Genomic DNA, 19,567 nt, shown 5'->3' on the forward strand with positions numbered 1-19,567 from the left:
CACTTCATCAAGCTATAACCAGATAAATCAGGCAGCCGGGCGACCTGTATCGAACCGGAGGGATCATGCTATACCTGAAAAACGGCACGGAAAGTCGCAGAGTGATAAACGATAACCACCAGGGTGCCCCCATCTTAAAGCTGACTTTAACGCCTTTAGCCTTGATGCTGTGGGCGCTATGTGGCGATGCATCGGCTCGAGCGGAAAATTACTTCAACCCTCGTTTTCTGGCTGACGATCCGGCGAAGGTAGCCGATCTGTCAGGGTTCGAAAAGGGACTTGAGGCGCCTCCGGGTATCTACCGTGTCGACATTTATATGAATGACGGGTTTATGTCGACCCGGGATGTCTCTTTCCGGCCCGATGCCGACAACAAGGCCTTGGTGCCTTGCCTGACTCGCAGCCAACTGGCCACCATGGGCGTTAATACCCGGGCTGTCCCAGGAATGGCCATCTTGGCATCGGAAGCCTGCGTACCCTTAACCTCGCTGATCAAGGAAGCCTCCACTGATTTTGACGTCGGGCGGCAGCGCCTGTCTATCAGTGTTCCCCAGGCTTACATGGGCAACTCTGCCCGTGGTTATATCCCGCCTGACCAGTGGCAAAATGGCATCACTGCCGGGCTGCTCAATTACAGCTTCACCGGCAGTAATGTCCGTAACAGCCAGTCGAGCAACAGCAATTACGCCTTCCTTAACTTACAAAGCGGCGTGAATCTGGGAGCCTGGCGATTGCGGGATAATACTACCTGGAGCTATACCAGCGGCGGCGGATCGAGCTCCAATCAAAATCGCTGGCAGCACGTCAATACCTATTTGCAGCGGGATATTGCGCCGCTGCGCAGTCGCCTGACGTTGGGTGACGGCTATACCTCAGGGGACGTTTTCGACGGCGCGAACTTCCGCGGCGTACAGGTGGCGACGGATGACAATATGTTGCCAGACAGCCAGCGAGGGTATGCTCCCGTGATCCGCGGAATTGCCCGTGGCACCGCCAGGGTCACGGTCAAGCAGAATGGGTTCGAGGTGTATCAAACCACGGTGCCACCAGGCCCATTTACCATCGACGATCTGTCTGGATCGGGCAGCGGCGGTGATTTGCAGGTCAGCATTCAGGAAGCCGACGGCACGGCTCAGGTCTTTACCGTGCCCTATACGTCGGTTCCTGGGCTGCTGCGCCAAGGGCAGGTGAGATATACGGTGATGGTGGGGCAGTATCGCAGCGGCAACGATCAGCAAGAAAAACCTACCTTTGGCCAAGGCACCCTGATGTGGGGGCTGGCCGACGGCTGGACGCTGTCTGGCGGTACTCAGCTTGCCGACCGCTATCGTGCATTCAACCTTGGGGTGGCTAAAAACCTGGGCATTTTCGGCGCGGTGTCGTTTGACATCACCCAGGCTCGCGCCACCTTGCCGGATGACAGCACCCATCAGGGTCAGTCGCTGCGCTTCCTTTATAACAAGGCATTAAACGAGTGGGGCACCAACCTGCAACTGCTCGGTTACCGCTATTCCACCAGTGGCTATTACGCGCTGGGTGATACGACCTGGCGCCAGATGAGCGGTTATAAGGCGGCAACCGATGAAGGTATTGTCGAACTCATGCCGAAACTCACCGATTACTACAATCTGGCCTACAACAAGCGTGGGCGGTTGCAGATGACGGTGACTCAGCAGGTTGGGGACAATGGCACCTTTTATCTGACCGGTAGCCACCAGACTTATTGGGGGGTAGGTAAGGCGGATGAACAACTGCAGGCCGGTTTCAGCGGTACGTTGGAGGATATCACTTATACCCTCAGCTACAGCCTGACCAAAAATGCCTGGCAGGACGGACGCGACAATATGCTGGCCTTCAACATCAGCATCCCGTTCAGCCATTGGCTGCGTTCCGACAGCCAGTCCGCTTTCAACCGCTCCAGCGTCAGCTACAGCATGTCTGACGATCTGAGCGGCAGGATGACTAATCAGGCTGGGGTGTATGGCACGTTACTGGAGGATAACAACCTGAGTTACAACGTGCAGGCCGGTTACGCCGGAGGCGGAACGGGCACTTCAGGCGGGACGGGTAACACCTCGCTGAACTATCGCGGGGCTTCTGGCAACGCCAACGTGGGTTACAGCCGCAGCAGCGGTACCAGCCAACTGTATTACGGGCTAAGCGGCGGCGTGCTGGCGCATGAGAACGGCATCACCCTGAGTCAACCGCTGAACGACACCCTGATCCTGGTCAAAGCACCGGGGGCGGGTAACGTGTCGGTGGAAAACCAGAGCGGGATACGTACCGACTCGCGGGGATATGCCGTACTGCCGTTTGCCATGGATTACCGGGAAAACCGCGTGGCGTTGAACCCTAATACGTTGGCAAACAACGTCGAGCTGGATGACGCGGTGGTCAGCGTGGTGCCGAATCACGGCGCGGTGGTGCTGGCCGATTTTAAAACCCATGTCGGGCTGAAGGTACTGATGACGCTGACCTATAACGGACAGCCGTTGCCATTCGGGACGGTAGTGTCCTTCGATAATGGCCGCTCTGGCAGCATTGTTGCCGACGGTGGGCAGGTCTATCTGACCGGGCTGCCACCACGTGGCGAGGTGAAAGCCAAATGGGGTGAGGGTGCAGGCGAGCAATGCGTGACGAGTTACCAACTGCCGCCGGAAAGTCAGCAGCGGGCACTCAGCTATCTAACGGCAGTATGCCGATGACGCCGGGCGGGAGAGGCGAGCAATGAGAATAAAACTTTATAGCCTGTGTCTGCTGGCGCTGTTTAGCTCCAGGGTAGCGCAGGCCGCGGACAGCACCATCGCCATTAACGGTTACGTTAAGGACAATGCCTGCTCAATAGCTCCGGGGTCGCAAAGTTTTGTGGTGGATCTGATGAGTAATGCGGCTAAGCAGCTGCATCGGGTAGGGGCGACGACGCCGATGGTGCCGTTCAGCATCGTGCTCGATAAATGTGGCGGTTCAGCCATCGCGGTGAAAACGGGTTTCACCGGTGTGGCAGACAGCGACAATCTGACTTTGCTGAAAATCGACGGTGGGGCCGGTGCGGCAGCTGGCATGGGCATACAGATCCTCGATAACAGCGGCAATGCCATTGCTCTCAATGAGATCTCGAGCGGGTTGAACTGGTCAAACATCACCGCTGGGCAATCCAATACGCTGTATTTCTATGCGCGCCTGATGGCAACCCGCGCCCCGGTGACTGCCGGGCAGGTCAGAGCGACGGCAAACTTCACCCTGGAATTTCAGTAACCGGAGAAAAGGGCTATGAACATGAGCAAGCTGGTCCCGATCGCGGGGTGGTTACTGATGATGGTACTCCCCCTGGCGCATGCGGCAGATGTCAACATCACCATCAATGGCAAGGTGGTGGCAAAACCCTGCACGGTATCCACCGTGTCTACCACGGTAGAACTGGGTGATTTATATACCTTCAACCTGCTGGCGGCAGGTGCCACTTCGCCATGGCATTCGGTGACATTAAACCTCACCAACTGCCCGGTAGGGACCTCAAAGGTGACCGCGACCTTTTCCGGCACGGCCGATAGCACCCGGAACTATTACGCCAATCAGGGCGCGGCCCGCAATATTGCGTTGCAGCTGGCCGATAGCGGCGGGGTAAATCTGCCCAACGGCAGTACCAAAGTCGTGGCGGTGAATGACGCATCGCTGGCCGCCAGCCTGGTTTTGCAAGTGAGGGCCATCACGCCCAGCGGCAATGTGACGCAGGGGTCGATTCAATCCCTGATCAACGTGACTTACACCTATTCCTGATGATGAAGAACATATGAAAGACTTAATCCGCGTATTTCTGAAATATCTGGGTGCAGCTGCGCTCTTGATTGGCTATTCATCCAGTGCCCATGCCTTTGCTTGCCGAACGGCGGCCGGGGCGACCATCCCTATCGGTGGCGGCAGCGCCAACGTGTTTGTTGATTTGACTCCGCAGATCGGGGTCGGCCAAAACCTGATCGTTGATTTGTCCCGTCAGATATCCTGCCGAAATGATTATCCAGATACTCGAATAGACTACGTTTCTCTGCAAAGAGGCTCGGCCTATGGTGGCGTACTGGCAAGTTTCACCGGTAGCTTTGTGTATGACGGTACTTCTTACCCATTCCCGACAACCTCTGAAACCAAGTCCGTTGTCTATAGAACCACCACTATGACGCCATGGCCCGCCGTGCTTTATCTCACGCCTATCAGCACTGCAGGTGGCGTGGCGATAACCAGTGGTTCTTTGATTGCGGTGTTAAATATGCATCAAACCAATAACGTGGGGGAATCGCATGCGTATATTTGGAATATCTATGCCAGCAATAGCGTGGTGATCCCTACCGGTGGCTGTGATGTCTCTTCCCGCGACGTTACCGTGAATCTGCCAGAATATCCGGGAACGGTATCGATACCGTTGACGGTGCGCTGTGCCCAGAACCAAAACCTGGCCTATTACCTGACTGGGCCAACCACGGATGCCGCGTCCACGATTTTTGCCAACACCGCTTCAGCGCCGGTGGCTCAGGGGATTGGTATTCAGGTTGCCAACCGCAATGGCGCTATTCCGACCAACAGGAACGTCGCGCTGGGGACCGTCGGGAGTTCCGCAGTCAGTTTAGGTTTGACCGCCAACTATGCACGCACTACCGGTCAGGTAGTGGCGGGTAATGTCAAAGCCGTGGTGGGTGTGACCTTTTTGTATCCTTGAATGTGCTTTTGAACAAGGCCTCAAGCTTGGGAGAACGGCGCTAGACACGGTTATTTAGGAGGAAAAATGCAGCAGGCAAATCATCAGCAAGCCGAGCATGCGACAGCGGAAAGCCGCAAGCGAATTCTGGTTGTTGAGCCATCCAGGATCAATTGGATCGGGCTGCAGCGGTTACTGGGGGACGCGGGCAGCACGGAGTTAAGTTTTTGCCGGGTCAGTAAATTGACCGATGCCAAAAAGAAAGTTTATGAATTTAAACCTGATGTGATCTTGTTTAGCTCATTATCTCGTGGCACTGACTATCTGTCGTTATTATCCTTTTTGTCAGATATTGCCAGTTATCATCATAAAACCAACTCGGTGATCTGGTTGCAGCATGATATGGCCTGGATGGTGCAACTTCTCCACGCCTTCGGCGTAGATACGGTATTGATCGATCCGGTTAACCTTTATCAAATCACCCAATGTTTAGGCAGCGATCAGACTGACAAAGCGCCCAAAAATGCGGCTTTATTAGGTAAGCAGGAAAGATTAATTGCGCTGGCCTTACTGCGCGGGCGTAGTGCCACGGCTATCGCTAATGTGACCGGCAAAGATGTACGCACCATCAGCACGCAGAAGAAATCGATCATTAGAAAGTTACAGATGACAACCAATGAGGAGCTCTACCTGCTGGCGGGTAAGCTGGTTTATTTAACCAAGATAAACGGACTGAGTGGTGAGACTCGATGAAAAAAATAATGATTATGCATCCCTGTATTGTTACCTGGCATGGTTTGCATCAGTTATTCAGGCGCAAACTGCCTGACGCTGAGATCGTACCGGCGCACTCCATCTATGATGTGGTATTTGATGATGATTTATCTGATGTTGATCTGATCGTCAGTGAACTCTATGGCCTGAATGAAAATATCACTATGGGGGCGAAGCTGCTGTCGTTTGTTCAATCAGTCAGGCAGGATAAACCGTTACTGATTATGACCGATGTGCCAGGAAAACAGGTGCTGGATTGCCCAGGTTATCTACCAGGGGTGTCCTATATTGCTTTATCTGAGGATATTCGGCAGCTAGTTAATCAGGTCGATCAGGTTCTGGCTGGCAAGATTGTTATCAGTCCGTCTCTGCGTAGTGAACAGGGGGCCAGTCTGCCCAACGCCGATGCCAGACCTTTTTCCCGCTCGGAAATAAAGGTTTATAGCTTATTGCAGGAGGGCTTCAGTATCTCGCAGATAGCGAAGAAGATTTCCCGCAGCGTCAAGACCGTGAGTGCACATAAACGTAACATGATGGGCAAGCTTGGCATTGAGAGTGAAGTCGAGCTCTATGCCTGTTTTAATCAATAGCCCTATATCGGTTACCGCCTGATTTGGAGATCGCTGTCATCAGCGATCTCCGGCGGTGGTGGAGCATGGTTTGCTGAATAATGCACTAAAAGTAAGGTTATTTCGGCGGCTTCAGCCGTTTTTTCGTTTACCCGCTTCCCATATGCCTGCGAATCGTGCCGCATTACTGGCGGTATAGCGTACGGTATGGCGAATATTTCGGTGCCCCAGATAGTCCTGGATCAAACGGGTATCGGCACCTCTTTCCGCCAGTTCATAGCCGCAGGCATGGCGTAGCATATGGGGATGCGTATTGATGACCGTGCCCGCCAGTTCGCCAGCCTGGCGGATAATGCGCCAGGCTTGAGCACGCGATAGCTGGGTTCCTCGCTGAGAAATAAAGATAATGTCCGGGTCTGCACTGGGTTTCCATTGGGCCCTGTGCTGCTTCCATTCCAGAATTGCCTCGCATTCGTCATTCATCAGAGGATGAACGGTAGAGAATCCATTTTTAAGCCGGCGTATATTTATCCGTCCTTCGGCCATTTCAAGATCGCGAAAGCGCAGGCGCAGCAGTTCGCTGATACGGAATCCATGGCGGAAAGCCAGTAAGATCAGGCAGCTATCTCGTACTCCAGTCGGTGTATTTCTGGCAGCACTCATCAGTTTGCGGACTTCTGTTAGAGTGAGAAATTTACGCTGTACCAAAGAAAACTCCTATTTTTTTTCGCTTAAAAAACGCCAGAGTTAGGATTAAATAGAATAAAATTCTTACCTACCGTTATTAAATCCAAAGAGTGCAATAAAAGTTTGTTAAAAGTGCAGTTGGAGGTAATTTCATAGGATAATTCCTATTTGATGTTTATTGTGATGTTACAGGTGACTACCGTCAATATCCAGCATTTACGGGGGAGGGCAATTGCACTGTTTAATTAGCATTGATAATACAGTCTATAATTTGACTGTTTCCCGCAAACATAATGAATATTGGGTTTCTTAATAGAGTAAAGTGTAATGAATTTCACATTTGTCAGAATAAAAAGTTGATGTACAGCGTAGTGAACCGGCACTAGCCAAAAATTGTACATTGAGCCTATCATGATAAGGATAACCCCAAGCCCCTTGCTAGAGACTACCAAATGAATATTCAAATAAAAGTTGATAACAATCTGTTCGACAACCTCTCTGAGAAAGCCCGTGAGGCGTTGCTGGACGAACTGCAAACTCGCGTCCATGAGGTCTACCCGGCTAGTCACCTCACGGTGATTGCTGGGCTGAATGATAAGACTGAGATCGTGACCAGTGATTTTTTTAACGACGTTGAGGCAAAATTGACCGTGCAGGAAATTGTCGACGATGTCATCCTGCATGGCCACTGGCGTAACGCATAGCCCTCACCCCAACCCTTATGTCTTGATCTTCTCCGCCTTAGCGGAGAAGATCCCCGACTGATCATCGGGAGATAGCCGGTGAGCTCCCCCTAACCCTAGTGCCTATGAGCCCGTGGGAGAGATTGTGCCCCGGCTGTCTATTTCCCTGTCGCCTTGTAGACCGAACGGTATCCTGTGCCTATGAGCACCTACATATAAGGATGGTCCGGCGATAAATTTCAGACATGGTTATGGAGTGCCATAATGCGTAGAACCCCTGTCGGCGTTGATATCGCTAAACACAAATTTGATGTCGCCGTACTGCTGGACAATCAGAAGTATAAAACCAAAAAGTTTGCCAATACCCCTTCTGGATGCCGCGAGTTCGCAGCCTGGTTGAGCCGCTTTGGCGACTGTCATGTCTGTATGGAAGCCACCGGGAGCTACAGCACGGAACTGGCCACTTATCTGGCAGACAACAACTACCACGTCAGTCTGATGAACCCGGCGTGTATCCATTCCTTCGGCAATACAGAACTGGCCCGGAACAAAACGGACAAAAGCGATGCAGCGATGATAGCCCGCTACTGCGCACTGCATCAGCCTGCCCCGTGGTTCCCAGCCCCGTTGAGCGAGCGCCAGTTGACCGCGTTGGTCAGGCATCTTAAGAACCTGGAAGAGATGCGTCAGATGGAAGAAAATCGCCTGGAGGTGGCCGAAGCAGTCATCGTCCCTTCACTCAATGAGCACATCGCCACGTTGGATGAACTGATACGAGAAACGAAAAAGAAAATCAGTCAGCACATCGATGATAACCCTGACCTGAAACGGGACAGCGAGTTGCTAAAAAGTATCCCTGGAGTGGGAGAGATGCTGAGCTCCAGCCTGCTGGCCTTCGCAGGAAACCTGCGTCGGTTCACCAGCAGCAAGGCCCTGGTAGCGTACGCAGGACTGAATCCACAGCGATGTGAGTCGGGGATGTTTAAAGGGAAAAGCCGGTTATCGAAAGTGGGGCACGGTGAGCTGCGAAGTGCGTTATACATGCCCGCGGTAGTGGCAGGCCAATACAATGTTGTGGTTAAAGACTTAACAGAAAGGCTGAAGTTGCGTGGGAAGTCGGGCAAAGAAAGAGTGTGTGCGGCGATGCGAAAGTTGCTGCAACTGGCCTATGGTGTGGTGAAATCAGGAAAGACATTTAATGCGGAAATACCGCTTGCCGGATAGCCGACAAGACGGTATCTCTCCCACAGGGAGAGGGAGCTGTTAACCCCTGCTCGTTGGGTAGTAAAGCGATAAGCTCAGCACACTCGATCTCTTTCTCATCCAAAGTGAATCCCCTAAGGGAGAGGGAGCTGTTAGCCCCTGCTCGTTTGGTAGTAAAGCGATAAACTCAGCACACTCGATCTCTTTCTCATCCAAAGTGAATCCCCTAAGGGAGAGGGAGCTGTTAACCCCTGCTCGTTGGGTAGTAAAGCGATAAGCTCAGCACACTCGATCTCTTTCTCATCCAAAGTAAATCCCCTAAGGGAGAGGGAGCTGTTAGCCCCTGCTCGTTTGGTAGTAAAGCGATAAACTCAGCAAACTCTTCCACAGGGAGAGGAGGCTTGTTAGTCCCTACTCTTTGGAAGTAAAGAAGTCATCTCAGTAAACTTGAATGCCCCCTATCCAAGATATATCACCGCATTTTCAGCCCACTCGATCGGTTCTCTGGAGAGGGGAGCTGTCAGTTGGAAGTAAAGAAGTCATCTCAGTAAACTTGAACGCCCCCCATCCAAGACACATCACCGCATTTTCAGCCCACTCGATCGGTTCTCTAGAGAGGGGAGCTTTCAGTTGGAAGTAAAGAAGTCATCTCAGTAAACTTGAACGCCCCCTATCCAAGATATATCACCGCATTTTCAGCCCACTCGATCGGTTCCCTCTCCCTGTGGGAGAGGGTTAGGGTGAGGGCCCGTGCTTTACCCATCCAGATGCTCTCCCTGTGCCGTATTTTTCCCGCCCAACATGGAAAAAATGAAAGTTCGACATATACTTATGGTGCAAAACATCAATTTGTTATTGAAAGCCGTTTTATCCTGGTTTTGCTAGACCATAAGGAGCGCTAATGACCTATCACCTACTTACCCTGTGGGATATTCTGGTTACCACGTTTTCATTTTTCTTTTTCATCGCCTACCTGTTTATCCTGTTCCAGGTCGTCTCCGACCTGTTTCGCGATCACCAACTGAGCGGCTTTTATAAGGCAGTATGGATTGTGTTCCTGCTGTTCATCCCGCTGTTAACGTCCCTGGTCTATCTGATTGCCCGTGGTAAAGGCATGGCCGAGCGGCATCGTGCGCAGGTGCAAAAATCCGTCTCTGCCACCAACGAATATATCCGCGGTGTCGCGGGTAAATCGCCAGCCGAGCAGATTGCAGACGCCAAAAAGCTGTTGGATGACGGTGTGATCACCGAAAGTGAATACCAGCAGTTGAAGGCTAAAGCACTGGCCTGAGGTTGAAGTGGGCAGGAAATATGACATGAGAGAGAAGGGGGGCCGCAAGCTCCCCTAATAACCCATATTCGGCAGTGAACCCACCTTGAGATCTCTTGCAATCTACCGTTCAACCAAGCGCCGCCGTTGGTCATTATATGGCTGAACCGCTATTGCCTCCCTGCTGGTCGTAGGCCGGCAAGAGGGTCGTGCTGATTATCGATTTGAAATCGTGAGGAACATCTCAGATCGCCTTGTGCAGTGGTATCGCAAAATAATACCAGCGTGTTGTGGTTTGCCGGGGTTCGGGTAATGTAGACAAACTCATCCGGATTACAGACTACATTGTTAACGGTTAAATACTCCTTGTAGTCGGCCACATTGGTTTCCAGATCGTCTCTATCAATATAGACAGAACATTGATTGATCGTGGCAACTCTATTGTGGCTGTCAAAAAAACGTGCGCTTTGCGATTGATTGCTGACCAGCAGGATCAGCATAACCAGGATGAACGCCGTAAATAGGCCATAGCGCAATAGCTTGTTCTGGTTTAAAACCGTGCGTTCTGGCGGCAGAGTTTCGGCCTGTGAGCTCTCGACTGGGAGCGGATCTGGCTTATTGCTTTGCTGCACTATGACGTTGGCGCTCTCTTCTTGCTGTATTTCAACGGTGCCGGAAAAAACCACTCCGACTTTGGGAACCGTGCGGATGATGTTTTTGCTCAGCCCGGCTTCCCGCATCCCTTTTCTTACCAATGAGATGTTCTGATAGAGGGTATTGGCAGTGACATACTGGCCATGTTTTTGCCAGACTTCATTGAAAAAGTCGCTTTGACTGATTACCTCGCCCGGGCGTTGCAACATTAATTGCAGGCAACGGCTTGCAGGAACGTTTAAAACGGTTTCTTTGCCTCGAGCGCGCAGCGGGCACAGACGGTGCTCTTCGGGAAGGTACAGAACGGTATCGTTAATGATTATTTTTTTATTCATTTTCAATATATTAAATTTTGATTGTCTCAATGCTCAGCTTGTTTAAGTATAGATTATAAGTCTTAACAGGCGTGAAAAATCAGTAACATTTCATACTCATTAAAAAAACAAAGTGTTAATGAAAAATCTTAAATGAGAGTCGCTGTCATTTAAGAACGATTGAGAACGCTCCGTTATGATTTGATATTTTTTATTAATTTCTTGAATTTTAAGTGTATTTTTGTTTTTTATCAATAATAAAACTACTTCACTCAGAATAATCCCATCAATGACCTAGTATTTGTTCCATCAGCAAGGGGGAGCGAAGTAAAGCGGCTTCATCTTACTGAGGTAAAGGATAGATTCACCGGTAGCGTCTTTTATATATCGGCGTAACAGATAAATCTTAATCGTAGGTTTGTAGGTAATTGATTGAATGTTAATGAGTAAAAAATAATAGCCAGCGATAAATGTCGCAAGATAAAAATCTTTGACATTTATGACTACTAAAATGAGGTGAAGTAATGAGATATGAAAAACACCAGGATGATTCGCGTCAGCTAGCGTTAAATGCTGATCGAGCTTTGTTTTTCGGTATTTAAGGCTGTTGCGAGACTTTTAGAGATAGCAATGTGATCATCTTGGCGCGGTTGCCATAGTGGAAATTGCTCCTATAATGTCTCACCTAAGGGAGGTTTGTTATTTTTGTTATTAAACCAAAATAATAATCCGAGATGCATATGGAAAATAGACTTTATGGATTCCTAATTGATGATGACATTCAATTCGATATTGCCAATCGAAGACTCCTTTATTACTCTGATGGAGCTTCTGAGCGCACCCTGTTTTTCAAGGTTATCTCTCTAAACGAGATCCAGACCCGATTACTGATTTATTTGCTGGCGAATAGCCGGGATGCCGTCATCTATAAAAATGACATAATGAAAAACGTTTGGGAGGAGATTAATTTATCTTCGTCCAGCCAGCGTTTATGGCATGCAATAAATGAATTGCGTAAGAAACTGGCGTCACTTGGGCTCCCGGAAGATTTTATAGCGAACGTTCATGGTATTGGCTACTCCGTCGATAACCAGCGAGTCTCTTCGCTATTTGTTAAGTAAGTTGTTGTTAATATAAATGCTGGAGTCATCTAGCTATATCCATCCCCATGGGTATTCACCAGGCCATTTTAATGGATATTAAAATGGTATTCATAATACAAGGTAAGTAGGAATATATATGAAAAAGTTAGCAATCGCTGCATCCCTGATCGCTGTTTTCGGTACTGTTGGCCTGGCCCAGGCAGCTTCTACCGGTACCATCACTTTTAACGGTGAACTGACTGCCAACACCTGTGACGTCGTAGTTGATGGCCAGGGTGCGGACGCGACCGTCATTCTGCCAACCGTCGGCACCAACCAACTGCAAAACGCTGCTCGCACAGCAGGTGATACCGGTTTCGTGATGTCCCTGAGCAACTGTTCAGGGACCCTGGAGACTGCCTCCGCTTTCTTCCAGGCGGGTTCTTCTGTTGATACGGTGACTGGCCGCCTGTTTAACACGACTGGTACGGCTACCAACGTCAGCCTGCAATTGCTGGACGCTTCCAGCCCGACTCAGGCCGTGATCAAAGCCGGTAGCCAAGAGCAGACCACCGCGATGACGTATAAAGACGTTACCAGCGGTAGCACCACACTGCCGTACATCGTTCGCTACTACGCAGAGGCAGCAACCACTGCGGGTACCGTAGTCAGCAACGTTGTTTATTCTATTCAGTACCAGTAATGGACTGTGGGAGGGGTACGCCCCTCCCAATCTGTCAGTTCCCGGAGTTTATGATGAAATTACTCTCTACTAATGTGCTAAAAGTTGGCGTTGTTGCCGCCGCAGCCTTGTTCAGCGTCAGTAGCCTGGCCAGCGTGGTGATTAGTGGTACGCGGGTGATTTACCCCTCTGATGCCAAAGAAGTCAGCGTCAAAATCAGTAATGGCGGTCCATCACCGGTGTTGTTGCAAAGCTGGATCGATAACGGTGACGCCGACGCCAAACCGGCCGCGATCAAGGTGCCGTTTGTCCTGACGCCCCCGATGAACCGTGTGGAGCCGAGCAAGGGCCAGACGTTACGTATCAGCTACGCCGGTGGCTCGCTGCCGATGGATAAAGAATCGGTGTTCTGGCTGAACGTACTGGAAGTTCCGGCCAAAACCCAGGCTAAAGTGACCGAGAACCGCTTGCAGATGGCTTTCCGTTCGCGCATCAAGCTGTTCTATCGCCCTGCGGGTCTGCAAGGTAACGCCAATGAAGCGGCTAAAGCGCTAACCTGGAACAGCCAGGGTAACCGGGTACAGGCCAGCAACCCAACGCCGTATTATGTCTCGTTGGTCAACCTGTCGGTTAATGGCAAAAAACTTGACCATGCGATGGTGGCCCCCCGTAGCACAATGACATTGGACTTGGCGGGCAGTGCAGGTAGTAAGGTTACAGGGAGTTTCGTAAATGATTACGGTGCGGTTAATACTTTTGATGCAGTGATAAAATAACGCCCCCGCTATATAAAACACTCTCGCATTAATCGGTTGACCGCTATTCAGGAATCAGTTCTTGAAGGGATATCTATGTCTAAATATTTTCAATATGGCCTGTGTAGCCAGTTATCGCCACTGGCCATAGCTATTTTATCAACTTTTTTTGCGGCTAACGTTAATGCTGAGAACGCGGTTTCTGCACCACAAGACATCGCCAAAAATCTTGAGTTCGATGCGTCATTCCTGAATGTGGATGATGAGAAGTCCGTGGACCTCAGTCGTTTTGCCAATGGCTCTTCGGGATTGCCTGGGATCTATAAAACGGCTTTATATGTTAATAATCAACCGATCAGCAATACTGACATTGAATTCAAAGCGCGGACAGATAAAAGCGTTTATCCCTGCCTGACCCGCGAACTGATTAAAAACATTGCGTTTGATTACGCCAAGCTGCCAGCGGATTTTTTAACCTCGCTGGACAAAGGGGATGTCTGCTTCGATCTCCAAAGCAAGTTACCGGAAGCTCAGGTGAATTACGACAGTAATGAGCAACGTCTGGATATTGTGGTGCCGCAGGTTTACATGCTCAACACCGCCCGCGGCACCGTTAGCCCGGAGCTGTGGGACAGCGGCGTACCGGCACTCTTGATGGGCTACAACGTCAACGGCTACACCAGCGAATCGCACGGTAATACCTTCAATTCGCTGTTTGCTGGCGTGAACGCCGGGCTGAATGTCGGCGCCTGGTATCTCCGTCACAACGGGTCTTATACCCGGATGGACAACGGACCGAACCAGTACAACAACCTCAATACTTATTTGCAGCGCGATATTCCAGTACTCAAGGCGCGCGTGTTGATGGGCCAATCGAACACCACCGGGCAACTGTTCGATACGCTGCCGTTTACTGGTATTCAGTTAGCTACTGATGAGCGGATGTTGCCGGAGTCCCTGCGCGGTTATGCGCCGGATATCCGTGGCATTGCCCGTACCAACGCCCGCGTTACCGTACGCCAGGGCGGTCAGGTGTTGTATGAAACCACGGTCACCCCGGGCGAGTTCCTGATCAACGATCTGTACCCGACCGGCTACGGCGGGGATCTACAGGTCACTGTACGTGAGTCCGACGGTACCGAGCAGACTTTCAGCGTGCCTTATGCTTCGGTGGCCCAACTGCTGCGGCCTGGGTCATCACGGTATTCGATCACCGCAGGTGAAGTACGTAGCGATAACCTGCGTGAGAAACCGGCGCTGTATCAGGGCACCTACCAGTTGGGGTTAACTAACGCCATCACTGGCTATGGTGGCCTGCAGGCCAGCCAGGATTACTACGCACTGCAGTTGGGTGCGGCGGTAGGCACGCCGATTGGTGCCTGGGCATTTGATGTTACCCAGGCGCGTACTCATTTGGGGAACGGCACCGATGCCAATGGCCGACATGAGTCGGGTAATAGCCTGAGTGGGCAAAGCTACAAGGTGAGCTACAGCAAGCTGATCAGCGAAACCAACAGCAATCTGTCGCTGGCAGCGTACCGCTTCTCAACCGATGGCTTTATGGACTTTATGACCGCGATGCAGACTCGTGACGCGGTAGCAGAAGGGTTCTCGCCGGAGTCGATCTCGCGAGCCAAAAATCGCCTGACGGTGACTGCGGGACAAGGTCTGCCGGAGAACTGGGGCCAGCTGTATATCAGCGGCTCCTTGCAGAATTACTGGAACAAAGACGGCAGCGAGAAGCAGTACCAGATAGGTTACAACAATCGCTACAAGGACCTGTCCTACGGCCTGAGCATTAACCGCAGCTTCTCCAGCCTGGGTACGGCGCAGACCAACTATCTGTTGAGCTTCAGCCTGCCGTTGGGGCGTAGCGACGAAACCCACACGCCACAGTTGCGGATGGACTTGTCCCATGACAGCAGCGGCCGTTATGGCCAGCAGGCTACGGTATCCGGCACCACAGGGCAGGATAACCAGTTCAGCTATGGCGTGACGGCGATGAATGCCAATCAGGGTATGGGTTCCAGCGGCTCGCTGAACGGTAACTACCGTAGCCCGGCCACGGCATTGAGCGGTACTTACAGCACGGGTAAAGGCTATCAAAGCGCCTCTGCCGGGATGAACGGTACGGTGATCGCCCACTCTGGCGGGGTGACCTTTACACCGTACACGTCGGACACCTTCGCGCTGGTGGAAGCCAAAGGTGCAGAGGGTGCTAAGGTTTCCTCATATTCCGGCGTGAGCATTGATTCACGAGGATACGCGATAGTGCCTTACCTGAATCCGTACCAGATGAACGAGATCAGTCTCGATCCGAAAGGGACGGCGGCCGGTGTGGAATTGGATAACACCAGCCAGAAAGTGGCGCCATATTCCGGTGCGGTGGTGAAGGTGAAATATACTACTAAGCAGGGGACGCCAATTCTGGTGAACGCAACCTATCAAGGGGAGCCGGTACCGTTCGGGGCCGATATCTTTGATAGCAAAGGCAACAGCGTAGGCTCAGTGGGCCAGGGCGGGCAACTGTATGCGCGTGTGGCGCAAGACAAGGGCCAGTTGCAAGTGAAATGGGGAGAAGGTGGTGAGATGCAATGTACCGTCAGCTATATGCTGATGCCTATGGCCAAGGGCCAAGAGCAGATACAACAATTCAATTCGCCTTGCACGACGATGGCCCCTGCCAGTTCCCTGCGGTCGAAACTGGCGAACAATGACACGCTATCGGCTGTTAACGAGGGTTAACAGCCAGGCATGACAACTGTTTTCCTTTCTGGTAACGCCTGCCAGAAAGAGGGTTAATGAATGATGAAATTATCGATAAATAAAGTGTCGGGTCTGCTCGGCGGTATTTTGTTAAGTGTTATCAGCGCCAATAGTTGGGCTGTGGCGAATTGCTCGTTTGATGCTGGTGCAACCCAAACGGAAACGGTGCCGCTGAGCCCGCCGGTGATTTCTGCTGGGGTTGATATTCCCGTGGGGACCGTGCTTTATCAAGGCAGTTGGTTGATGAAAAACACCAAGATGGGCTGCCAGTGGGCACAGGCCGACGTGGGTAAATCATTTTGGTACAGTAGCTCAACGCTGATTAGCAATGCTCCGTTGCCTCTGAGCGGCTTGATGACCGGCCCGTTTGCGGGCGCAGTCTATCAAACGAATATTCCCGGGATTGGCGTGGCTATCTCACGTACTCCTGATGGCAGCCCGATAATACCTAATCGGCCAGCAGTGACCACCGATGTAGAGAACCCTATCAGGCAGGTTGGCAATGAGTTAGGTGGAGCGCTTAACTTTACCGGTTCAACACGTTATATCTCGCTAATTAAAACAGGGCCGATCACCCCCGGTAGCTTTACATTAAGCGGGGCAAATCTCCCGAGTATCAAGACTATGCTTGAACAACCGGTGAATAGCCATCCTGGCTCCGTCGCTGTCACCGGGCTGCCGTTTACTTTTTATAATATCAATTTCCAGGGGACTCTGACGGTCTCTACGCAAACTTGCACCACCCCGGTGGTTGCTGTTTACATGGGGGCTTATGAAATAGGCGAGTATTTTGGCCGAGTGGGAGCGGCCACTCCTTGGCTTGATGCGTCTATCAATCTGACCAACTGCCCGACATTTTACGGTTTTTATAATGCGACCAATACCACGAAACTGATGGATTACAACACGGGATTGGCGACGGTTTCCAATGCACTGAATAACAATATTGGTGTGAGATTAACCCCGACAACGTCGGTGATCGATGCTGCCAATGGGATTATGGCTATTGATTCGACGGTATCTGGCGCGGCTTCAGGCGTAGGCATCCAGATTGGCTGGGGTGAAAGTAGCCAGGCGCCGACGATGTTCAACTTTGCCGCGGAACAAACGGTGACACTGCCGAAAGATGGCAGCCGAACCATTCGCATCCCTTTGTCTGCCCGTTATATTCAAACGGCTGCGAACCCTACGCCGGGTCTGGCGAATGGCAAAGTGACGTTTACGATTAATTACTATTGAGCAACAAAAAATTTGCCTCTCGGATAAATAAAGACGGTTGACCCTAGTTAGCGCAGCCACCAATTCCAACTTTATTCTTTCTGTCATGGCCTACATAGATTATGAGAAAGAGGATATTACTCATGAAAAGATCGACAGATAAAGTATCAGGATTGTTGGTGGGAATAGTGCTAGCGGTTATCTCTTGCCCAAGCTGGGCAACGTTTACCGCGACGCTGACAGGCGGCCAGCAAACCGTCATCGTTCCCTTGAGCCCACCGGTGATTTCGGCCGGTGTAGATGTGCCAGTGGGGACGGTAATATATCAGGCAAGCTTGACCATGAAAGATACCTATATTGAAGGGAAATGGGTTGCCTCCGATGTTGGAAAATATCTGTATTATGCGACATCATTGAGTTTAAAGACTACGCCAAAACCGCTCTCCGGCCTGACAACCGGACCTTATGCCAATGGAGTGTATGAAACCGGTATCCCAGGTATCGGTGTGGCGATTATCACCGGCGTGTCAAATAGAGCGATAACCCCCACCAAACTTTATGCTGAGGGGCAGAATTTATTAGACTCATCATTAGGTATTAGAATTACCCCTATCGGCGCAAGCTCACCGAGAAGTATTGTATTGGTTAAAACGGGCCCTCTGGTACCAGGAACCTACAGCATCAATGGTGCAAATTTCCCTACCACTCAGGAGGCGATTGACTATTCACCCACTAGCCACACTAATGCCGTAACGATCACTGGGTTACCATTGTATTATTGGATCTTCAGTTTTCAAGGCAGTATAACGGTATCAGCACAGACCTGTTCCACACCTGTTGTTGCTGTTTACTTGGGGAGTTACGATATAAATGAGTATTTTAGCACGGCGAATGCCGCCACTCCCTGGGTTGATGCATCAATTAACCTGACTAACTGTCCTCAATTCTACGGCTTTTATAATTCGACAAATGCGCCGCTATTAATGAATTACAATACCGGGAGCAGCACGACTACCACTTCGCTGAATAACAGCCTGGGTGTGCGCCTAACGCCAACAACCACGGTGCTGGATGCCACCAATGGCATTATGGCTATCGACTCAACGGTATCCGGAGCGGCCAGCGGCGTGGGCATCCAACTCGGCTGGGGGGAGAGTGCTCAAGCACCGACGCCGTTTAACTTCTCGGCAGAGCAGAGCATCACATTACCGAAAGACGGTAGCTCAACCGTTCGGATCCCCCTGGCTGCCCGCTATATTAAAACGGCTGCAACACCGACGCCGGGCAAGGCGAATGGCAAAGTGGTATTTACCATTAACTATTATTGAGTTGTGGCCCGTAGATAGCATAACTCATAACTATACGAACGTTCCACTCGCCATATTTGGGCCTCGGTTTGCTGTGACAGCGATGAGATGGAGATGTGTTTTTATAAAGGAGCGCCATTACTATGCCTGGGAAAATTAATATCATTACTGATAACTATTATTTTTTTGTTGGGCTCAAGGCGTATTTGCATGCCGAGGGGCGAGTGATTAACCAAATGGCACTCAATGAACTGAAAAACACCAGTGCCAGTAGCTTTGGTAAAGAGGATGTGCTGGTGTTTTATATGTTGAATTCAATCAGTGAAATGTCGTTCTTGATTGCCGTTGCCAAATTCCCTGGGAAAATAATTTTTTTGCCAACCGCAATGAAAATAAAGTTCAATCTGAGTGTTGAGCGGCATATTGCCTTGGCAGAGGATGCTGATGTAGACGCGGTGTTTAATGAGTTAGTCAACATAGTCGGTGGGGAGCTTCCTGTTGCTACTTTTCTCCAGGATAGCTTAACCCGCAGAGAGAAGGCCGTGCTGCTGTCTATGATCGATGGCATGAATATGCAGGCCATCGGCCACAGTTTACGTATCTCAACCAAAACCGTGTATACCCACCGGCGTAATGCCTTGCAAAAGCTGGGGGTGCGTAACCTGTTTCAGGCATGCCCAATTAAACCCAACGTGCTCAATTCAGCCATTTTTTCCGGTTGAAACCACGGCCAGTACCGATTGGGCACTGGCCGTGGTTAACCTACCTTATTTCGCTGGTGCCGGGCCGATATTGTCATGCGAGAAGCAGAAGCAACTGGACTACAATAACTAGTACAACAGCCTGTCTTATGGCCCGAGTCAAGCCGCAGTTTCTCCAGCCTAGGCACGGTGCAGACCAACTTAACGGTGGGGTA

Annotated in this window: 18 protein-coding genes; 16 read left to right on the forward strand and 2 right to left on the reverse strand. The window is 50.9% G+C overall.

Going from position 1 to position 19,567, the window contains the following annotated elements:
• The first annotated feature begins 65 nt into the window (after positions 1–65).
• The 6 genes from KGP17_RS04630 to KGP17_RS04655 all read left to right on the forward strand — a co-directional run bounded on the left by KGP17_RS04630 (position 66) and on the right by KGP17_RS04655 (position 6,051).
• Positions 66–2,705 (forward strand): fimbrial biogenesis usher protein, encoded by a 2,640-nt coding sequence (locus tag KGP17_RS04630; protein ID WP_094983302.1) that lies wholly within the window; start codon positions 66–68, stop codon positions 2,703–2,705.
• Between the two features lie 22 nt (positions 2,706–2,727).
• Positions 2,728–3,255 (forward strand): fimbrial protein, encoded by a 528-nt coding sequence (locus KGP17_RS04635; protein ID WP_223498929.1) that lies wholly within the window; start codon positions 2,728–2,730, stop codon positions 3,253–3,255.
• A 21-nt stretch (positions 3,256–3,276) separates the two neighbouring features.
• Positions 3,277–3,777, forward strand: a complete 501-nt coding sequence (locus KGP17_RS04640) for a fimbrial protein (protein WP_137751119.1) — start codon at positions 3,277–3,279, stop codon at positions 3,775–3,777.
• Between the two features lie 13 nt (positions 3,778–3,790).
• Positions 3,791–4,708, forward strand: a complete 918-nt coding sequence (locus KGP17_RS04645) for a fimbrial protein (RefSeq protein ID WP_059199858.1) — start codon at positions 3,791–3,793, stop codon at positions 4,706–4,708.
• A gap of 66 nt (positions 4,709–4,774) precedes the next feature.
• A complete protein-coding gene (locus KGP17_RS04650) occupies positions 4,775–5,440 on the forward strand; it encodes a hypothetical protein (RefSeq protein ID WP_223498930.1) in 666 nt (221 codons plus the stop codon).
• Positions 5,437–6,051 carry a helix-turn-helix transcriptional regulator gene (locus tag KGP17_RS04655; protein ID WP_059199860.1) on the forward strand — a complete coding sequence of 205 codons (615 nt, stop codon included), beginning with the start codon at positions 5,437–5,439 and terminating at the stop codon, positions 6,049–6,051. Before KGP17_RS04650 ends, KGP17_RS04655 begins: the two co-directional genes overlap by 4 nt.
• A gap of 111 nt (positions 6,052–6,162) precedes the next feature.
• Here KGP17_RS04655 and KGP17_RS04660 read toward each other — a convergent pair whose 3' ends face one another.
• Positions 6,163–6,738 (reverse strand): tyrosine-type DNA invertase, encoded by a 576-nt coding sequence (locus tag KGP17_RS04660; protein ID WP_059199861.1) that lies wholly within the window; start codon positions 6,736–6,738, stop codon positions 6,163–6,165.
• 431 nt (positions 6,739–7,169) lie between these two features.
• On the opposite strand from KGP17_RS04660, the gene KGP17_RS04665 reads away from it, so the two are divergent.
• From KGP17_RS04665 to KGP17_RS04675, 3 genes are all read left to right on the forward strand, one after another.
• The gene (locus KGP17_RS04665) at positions 7,170–7,421 is read left to right on the forward strand and encodes a DinI-like family protein (RefSeq protein ID WP_059199862.1); all 252 of its coding nucleotides are present in this window, start codon (positions 7,170–7,172) and stop codon (positions 7,419–7,421) included.
• A 243-nt stretch (positions 7,422–7,664) separates the two neighbouring features.
• Entirely contained in the window at positions 7,665–8,624 is a 960-nt protein-coding gene (locus tag KGP17_RS04670; RefSeq protein ID WP_059199085.1) for an IS110 family transposase, read from the forward strand.
• An 880-nt stretch (positions 8,625–9,504) separates the two neighbouring features.
• On the forward strand, positions 9,505–9,894 hold the full coding sequence (locus tag KGP17_RS04675) for an SHOCT domain-containing protein (protein WP_021179454.1): 390 nt from the start codon (positions 9,505–9,507) through the stop codon (positions 9,892–9,894).
• A gap of 149 nt (positions 9,895–10,043) precedes the next feature.
• On the opposite strand, the gene KGP17_RS04680 is transcribed toward KGP17_RS04675, so the two are convergent.
• A complete protein-coding gene (locus KGP17_RS04680; protein ID WP_223498931.1) occupies positions 10,044–10,862 on the reverse strand; it encodes a winged helix-turn-helix domain-containing protein in 819 nt (272 codons plus the stop codon).
• Between the two features lie 719 nt (positions 10,863–11,581).
• Between KGP17_RS04680 and KGP17_RS04685 the strand changes: the two genes are divergently transcribed.
• From KGP17_RS04685 to KGP17_RS04715, 7 genes are all read left to right on the forward strand, one after another.
• Positions 11,582–11,962 carry a helix-turn-helix domain-containing protein gene (locus KGP17_RS04685; RefSeq protein ID WP_059199864.1) on the forward strand — a complete coding sequence of 127 codons (381 nt, stop codon included), beginning with the start codon at positions 11,582–11,584 and terminating at the stop codon, positions 11,960–11,962.
• 118 nt (positions 11,963–12,080) lie between these two features.
• Positions 12,081–12,626, forward strand: coding sequence for a fimbrial protein (locus tag KGP17_RS04690; protein WP_059199865.1), 546 nt, complete (start codon positions 12,081–12,083; stop codon positions 12,624–12,626).
• Between the two features lie 53 nt (positions 12,627–12,679).
• Positions 12,680–13,381, forward strand: a complete 702-nt coding sequence (locus tag KGP17_RS04695; RefSeq protein WP_209524124.1) for a fimbria/pilus periplasmic chaperone — start codon at positions 12,680–12,682, stop codon at positions 13,379–13,381.
• Between the two features lie 75 nt (positions 13,382–13,456).
• Complete coding sequence (locus tag KGP17_RS04700; RefSeq protein ID WP_223498932.1) at positions 13,457–16,105, forward strand: fimbria/pilus outer membrane usher protein; 2,649 nt, start codon at positions 13,457–13,459, stop codon at positions 16,103–16,105.
• Positions 16,106–16,165: 60 nt separating this feature from the next.
• Complete coding sequence (locus tag KGP17_RS04705) at positions 16,166–17,365, forward strand: fimbrial protein (protein ID WP_223498933.1); 1,200 nt, start codon at positions 16,166–16,168, stop codon at positions 17,363–17,365.
• Positions 17,366–17,487: 122 nt separating this feature from the next.
• Positions 17,488–18,672 (forward strand): fimbrial protein, encoded by a 1,185-nt coding sequence (locus KGP17_RS04710; protein ID WP_059199869.1) that lies wholly within the window; start codon positions 17,488–17,490, stop codon positions 18,670–18,672.
• Positions 18,673–18,794: 122 nt separating this feature from the next.
• Complete coding sequence (locus tag KGP17_RS04715; protein WP_223498934.1) at positions 18,795–19,373, forward strand: helix-turn-helix transcriptional regulator; 579 nt, start codon at positions 18,795–18,797, stop codon at positions 19,371–19,373.
• Positions 19,374–19,567: the final 194 nt, after the last annotated feature.

This window comes from Serratia sp. JSRIV001 (genome assembly GCF_019968745.1).
Taxonomy (GTDB): domain Bacteria; phylum Pseudomonadota; class Gammaproteobacteria; order Enterobacterales; family Enterobacteriaceae; genus Chania; species Chania fonticola_B.

Excerpts from the sequence above, each read along its gene's own strand:
- KGP17_RS04640 (WP_137751119.1), top strand. The coding sequence starts at position 3,277 with ATGAGCAAGCTGGTCCCGATCGCGGGGTGGTTACTGATGATGGTACTC.
- KGP17_RS04715 (WP_223498934.1), top strand. The coding sequence starts at position 18,795 with ATGCCTGGGAAAATTAATATCATTACTGATAACTATTATTTTTTTGTT.
- KGP17_RS04655 (WP_059199860.1), top strand. The coding sequence starts at position 5,437 with ATGAAAAAAATAATGATTATGCATCCCTGTATTGTTACCTGGCATGGT.
- KGP17_RS04700 (WP_223498932.1), top strand. The coding sequence starts at position 13,457 with ATGTCTAAATATTTTCAATATGGCCTGTGTAGCCAGTTATCGCCACTG.
- KGP17_RS04685 (WP_059199864.1), top strand. The coding sequence starts at position 11,582 with ATGGAAAATAGACTTTATGGATTCCTAATTGATGATGACATTCAATTC.
- KGP17_RS04710 (WP_059199869.1), top strand. The coding sequence starts at position 17,488 with ATGAAAAGATCGACAGATAAAGTATCAGGATTGTTGGTGGGAATAGTG.
- KGP17_RS04650 (WP_223498930.1), top strand. The coding sequence starts at position 4,775 with ATGCAGCAGGCAAATCATCAGCAAGCCGAGCATGCGACAGCGGAAAGC.
- KGP17_RS04670 (WP_059199085.1), top strand. The coding sequence starts at position 7,665 with ATGCGTAGAACCCCTGTCGGCGTTGATATCGCTAAACACAAATTTGAT.
- KGP17_RS04645 (WP_059199858.1), top strand. The coding sequence starts at position 3,791 with ATGAAAGACTTAATCCGCGTATTTCTGAAATATCTGGGTGCAGCTGCG.
- KGP17_RS04680 (WP_223498931.1), bottom strand. The coding sequence starts at position 10,862 with ATGAATAAAAAAATAATCATTAACGATACCGTTCTGTACCTTCCCGAA.
- KGP17_RS04705 (WP_223498933.1), top strand. The coding sequence starts at position 16,166 with ATGATGAAATTATCGATAAATAAAGTGTCGGGTCTGCTCGGCGGTATT.
- KGP17_RS04630 (WP_094983302.1), top strand. The coding sequence starts at position 66 with ATGCTATACCTGAAAAACGGCACGGAAAGTCGCAGAGTGATAAACGAT.
- KGP17_RS04690 (WP_059199865.1), top strand. The coding sequence starts at position 12,081 with ATGAAAAAGTTAGCAATCGCTGCATCCCTGATCGCTGTTTTCGGTACT.
- KGP17_RS04675 (WP_021179454.1), top strand. The coding sequence starts at position 9,505 with ATGACCTATCACCTACTTACCCTGTGGGATATTCTGGTTACCACGTTT.
- KGP17_RS04635 (WP_223498929.1), top strand. The coding sequence starts at position 2,728 with ATGAGAATAAAACTTTATAGCCTGTGTCTGCTGGCGCTGTTTAGCTCC.
- KGP17_RS04695 (WP_209524124.1), top strand. The coding sequence starts at position 12,680 with ATGAAATTACTCTCTACTAATGTGCTAAAAGTTGGCGTTGTTGCCGCC.
- KGP17_RS04665 (WP_059199862.1), top strand. The coding sequence starts at position 7,170 with ATGAATATTCAAATAAAAGTTGATAACAATCTGTTCGACAACCTCTCT.